The sequence below is a fragment of the Chitinophaga sp. genome (assembly GCF_036569125.1).
GTDB lineage: Bacteria > Bacteroidota > Bacteroidia > Chitinophagales > Chitinophagaceae > Chitinophaga.
Genome location: NZ_DATCRF010000698.1, coordinates 1 through 4803 on the forward strand (window position 1 = coordinate 1; position 4803 = coordinate 4803).

A 4803-nucleotide genomic window follows, 5' to 3' on the forward strand; every position below is an offset into this window, starting at 1 on the left:
GCTGTACGCGGTGTACACCGGATTCAAATTTAAGGGTGCCATATACATCATCCCCGCTTACTTCTACCACGGCTTCTTTATAACCGCCTACTGCACCGGGGGTTTCGCTCATCAGGTTAGCGCTCCAGCCCTTGTTCTCACAATAGCGCAGGTACATGCGCAGCAGGTCGCCGGCAAAAAGGCTGGCCTCATCGCCGCCGGTACCACCCCGTATTTCCAGGATGGCGTTCCTTTCATCCTGCGGGTCTTTGGGGATCAGCAGGTTGCGGATGGCTGCTTCCTGCTCCTCCTTCTGCTGGTGCAGGGATTCGGTTTCTTCCTTGGCCAGCTCGCGCATTTCATCGTCGCCGCTTTCCAGCACTTCCTTATTAAAGGCCAGCGCATCCAGCAGCTTGCGGTAGGCGTCATAGGCCTTTACCACCTTTTCCAGCTGCCGGTATTCCTTACTCAGCTTGCTGAATTTCTTGTTATCACTTACTATTTCCGGGTTGGTCAGGGCCAGTGACACCTGCTCAAACCGGCCTTTTATCGCGTCGAGTTTATCTATCATGTTTATCTTTGATGCCTTATTAGGCGGGCACAAAATTAACACCAATTCACTAAAATAGTACAAGGTATGTCCCAACCGGTTAAATTAAGCGGCACGGATCTGTTTAACGGAAGGCAATTTTTAGGCGCTAACAAGGTGCTGGTGCTGGATGAGCAAGGCACGGTACTGGATATACTGAACCGGGCAGATGCCGGTGACGGCGTACAATTACTGGATGGCATGCTTTGCCCCGGTTTTGTAAATACTCACTGCCACCTGGAGCTGTCCCATATGCAGGGCGTAATACCGGAAAAAACCGGTTTACCCACATTCCTTACTACGGTAATGACGCAAAGAGGCACTTTTGCCGTTGACCCAACGGCTGCCATGGAAGCCGCCGCAACGGCCATGCTGCAGGAGGGCATTGTAGCCGTGGGCGATATTTGTAATACCACCACTACACTGCCTTTGAAGCAAAACAGCCCATTATATTATCACTCCTTTATAGAGTGCATGGGTTTTATTCCGGCAGCTGCCGGCCAGCGGCTGGCCCAAAGCCAGGAAGTATACCAGCAGTTCCGGGCGCTGAACGGCCCCCGGCATAACAGCTCCCTGGTACCCCATGCCCCTTATTCGGTAAGCACGGCCTTATTTGAGCTGCTGGCCGGGTTGCCGGAGAATGCACCGCTCAGCATCCATAACCAGGAATGTGCAGCAGAAAATGAACTGTACCTGCATAAAACCGGCGCTTTCCTGGATTTTTACCAGCGCTTTGGTATGGACATCAGCGGGTTTACCGCCCCGCAAACCAGCAGCCTGCAGGCCTGCCTGCCATATTTAGCCAACAGCCCCTTGCTGCTGGTGCATAATACCTTCAGCGATGCGGCCGATATACAGGCCGCCCTGCAACGCGCCCTGCCGGTATACTGGTGCCTGTGCCCTCTGGCCAACCTGTATATTGAAGGCCGCCTGCCGGATATAATGCTGCTGCGCCGCATGGGCGCTACCCTTACCCTGGGTACGGACAGCCTGGCCTCTAACCACCGCTTATCCATTTGGGCGGAGATACAGGCTATACAGGCGCAATTCCCGGAAATACCGCTGGCAGAGCTGCTACAATGGGCTACACTGAATGGCGCCCGCGCACTGGGTATTGAAGAGCGGTATGGAAGCTTTGAAAAAGGCAAGCAACCGGGGGTAGTGGTGATTGGAGACGGCGGAACACATATACTTTAATACTATTATATTTGCAGCCTGAAATACTGTAACATGCAATCTTTCCTGGACCTGTTGATCTTGGGCAACCCTATACGCAGCTATATTATACTGGCAGTAGTGCTGCTGGTAGTGTTTGCCGTTAAACGGTTCCTTTCCAAAGGGATTGCTTCCCTGGGTTTTAACCTGGTTAAACACCTTTCGCCCCAGATAGAAAGAAGGGAGCTGGCCCACCTGTTATTACGCCCGCTGGAGTTTTTCCTGTTGCTGCTGGCCTTTATGCTTACCATAGATCACTTCCGGTTTCCTCCGGAGCTGAATGTAACGGTATACAAAGGCTTTACGCTTAAGAACCTTACCAGCACGCTGATGCAGATCGCTTTTTGCGTGTGTATTTTATGGATCCTGCTGCGCCTTATTGATTTTATAGCGCTGATACTGGAAAAACAGGCCGATCTCACGGAAGATATGACGGATAACCAGTTCATTGTTTTCTTCCGGGACTTTTTCAAAGCCATTATCTCCATACTGGGCTTTATAGTGCTGATACGCATTTTATTCGGCTCTGAGCTGGTGAATAAGCTGATCGCAGGCCTGGGCATAGGTGCGGCAGCCCTGGCTTTGGCCGCTAAGGAAAGTATAGAGAACCTCATTGGCTCTTTTATTATTTTCTTTGATAAGCCTTTCCGTGTAGGCGATAGCGTTAAAGTAGACAGTTACCAGGGTACCGTGGAAAAGATCGGCCTACGCAGTACCCGCATCCGTACCCTTGAAAAAACATTTGTAACCGTGCCTAATAAAAAGATGGTAGACAGTATCCTGGACAATCTGACCCTGCGCACGCAGCAACGCGTGGCCATGAAGCTGGAGCTGCCCACAGAAACACCTTCCGATACCCTGCTGAAAATACTGCAGGATATACAGGATATATTACGGAATAACAGCAGCGTGCTGCCCGGTTTTACCGTGAACCTGCATGATTTTAATAAAGATACCTACCTGGTGCAGGTGATCTATAATACCTATATTATAGAGGGCTTGCAATATGCGGCCCTGCGTGAAGCTGTGAACCTGGGCATTATCCGCGCGCTGGAGCAGCGGGGTATAAAGCTGCCGAGTACGAGGATTGATGTGCAGCTGGGAGGATGATTGATGTGCAGATGTGCAAATATGCAGATGTGCAGATTGGGGGTAATATGCTGGTATATGTTGGTAGGTATTACTATGCTACATAAAAAAAGTCCGGATCGTTGATCCGGACTTTTTTTATGTAAGTTTTGCGAAGTGCGTGTGCCTGCATCTGCACATCTGCATATTTGCACATCCGCACATTATTTAATCATTTCCTTTATTCTTATCGCTGTTATCGTTCTTCAGCAGAATGCGGGAGATCTCAGCTTCTACGGATTCATTTACATCGCCGGAAATGCGGCCTATTTCCTTCCCTTCTTTCTGTATAATAAAGGTGGGTACTCTTTTCAGCTTATATTCCTGCGGTGCGCCCGTATCCAGCTTTTCATCTGCGCCAAAGATCAGCATCTGTGTTTCCGGGCTGCCGGCCAGCACCATTACTTTATACAGCTTCGGGAACAGGTCGCGGCTTTGCGCATCCCAGGTACCTATCAGGGCTACTACATTAAATTTATCGCGGTTGGCTTTAATATAGTTCAGCATACTTTCATTGGGCTGGTATTTATTTACACCGGTATAAAACCAGGCATAAGCACTGTCGCTGGTTAACGCCTTCAGATCCAGCTTGCCTTTCAGCACTTTACCGCCATTCTGCGCCTGGGCCAGGGTTGCAGCAAATAAGAATAAACCTCCCAGTAATAATGATTTTAATCGCATAACCGTTTTTTTATAATTGATCTTTGAGTTCTGTTAAGAAACCTCTTACTTTTAGCAAAGCCTGTACCATTTCAAAATTCCGGGCGGCTAACTTTTTATCTTCCTTTAGCTTTTGTTTGGCGCCTTCGATCGTATATTTTCTTTCCCGCAGCAGGTGGTAAATGAGTTTCAGGTGGTGAATATCCTCCTGCCGGAAAAGGCGGTCGCCTTTACGGTTCTTTTTGGGCTGCAGAATATCAAATTCATTTTCCCAGTAGCGGATCAGGGAAGTGTTTACACGGAACATGCCCGCTACTTCACTAATGGAGTAGTATTGTTTGTCCAGCGCTATTTTATCCAGCTCTTTGATCACATCTGTATCTTCACTTACTTCCTTCAAAGATTTACGCCCGCGCTTTTTTTTCACCGGCGCAAGCGTAGCGGTTGTTACGGGTGCAGCGGTATTATGTTTTACGGCTGCGGCTACCCCTGCTTCGGGCGGTGTTGTTACTGCCTTCTCCACCGGTGGTGGAGCGGGTTCCAGGGAGCCAAAAAGGTCCAATTGGTGCATCATGGCAGAAAATCAATGTGACAAATATCCGTCAAGCTTTGCAATTACCATGCTATATTCTCAAATTCCGATGATTATCAGGTACTGCCGTCCGGTTTAAAGCTAGGCCAAATTAATCAAAAGACTGGTTACCCGAGCGGGCAATTTTTAACATGCGGTCAAATTCTTCCGGTGAAAGGTCGTTAAAGAAGAAATATACAGGGTCTACTTTTTCGCCGTTTTTCATTACTTCATAGTGGCAGTGGGGACCGGTGGATTTTCCGGTGCTGCCTACCCAGCCCAGTACATCGCCGCGTTTTACGGTTTGCCCGGCCTTTACTTTGGTCCGCAGCATATGCCCGTACAGGGTTTTGTAGCCGTAACCATGGCGCACAACTACGTGGTTGCCGTAACCAACATCACTCAGGGCTGCTTCTTCAACCACCCCATCGCCGGTTACATAGATCGGTGTGCCGCTGGGGGCGGAGAAATCCAGGCCGGCATGGTATTTTACTGTTTTGTAAATGGGGTCTATACGGTAGCCAAAGCCGGAGGCTATGCGCTTCAGGTCTTTATTGGCAACGGGCTGTATGGCTGGTATGGAGGCCAGCATTTTTTGTTTGTTCTTTACCAGCTCGTCTATCTCAGTGTAAGATTTTTCCTGGGATTTAATGCGGTTCAG

General features: G+C 49.3%; 6 protein-coding genes. 2 read left to right on the forward strand and 4 right to left on the reverse strand.

What is annotated here, in order from left to right; translation table 11 throughout:
• Positions 1-550: PCRF domain-containing protein (locus VIM87_RS25915; protein WP_331999798.1), on the reverse strand; the 550-nt coding region annotated here is incomplete at its 3' end.
• Between the two features lie 66 nt (positions 551-616).
• Here VIM87_RS25915 and VIM87_RS25920 point away from each other — a divergent pair.
• Entirely contained in the window at positions 617-1765 is a 1149-nt protein-coding gene (locus VIM87_RS25920) for an amidohydrolase family protein (protein ID WP_331999799.1), read from the forward strand.
• 33 nt (positions 1766-1798) lie between these two features.
• Complete coding sequence (locus tag VIM87_RS25925; RefSeq protein WP_331999800.1) at positions 1799-2893, forward strand: mechanosensitive ion channel family protein; 1095 nt, start codon at positions 1799-1801, stop codon at positions 2891-2893.
• A 186-nt stretch (positions 2894-3079) separates the two neighbouring features.
• Here VIM87_RS25925 and VIM87_RS25930 read toward each other — a convergent pair whose 3' ends face one another.
• The 3 genes from VIM87_RS25930 to VIM87_RS25940 all read right to left on the reverse strand — a co-directional run.
• Positions 3080-3592, reverse strand: coding sequence for a hypothetical protein (locus tag VIM87_RS25930; protein ID WP_331999801.1), 513 nt, complete (start codon positions 3590-3592; stop codon positions 3080-3082).
• Positions 3593-3602: 10 nt separating this feature from the next.
• Positions 3603-4145: a MerR family transcriptional regulator gene (locus tag VIM87_RS25935; RefSeq protein WP_331999802.1), complete on the reverse strand. Its 543-nt coding sequence runs from the start codon at positions 4143-4145 to the stop codon at positions 3603-3605.
• A gap of 109 nt (positions 4146-4254) precedes the next feature.
• The coding region (locus VIM87_RS25940) for a M23 family metallopeptidase (RefSeq protein WP_331999803.1) at positions 4255-4803 on the reverse strand (549 nt) is incomplete at its 5' end.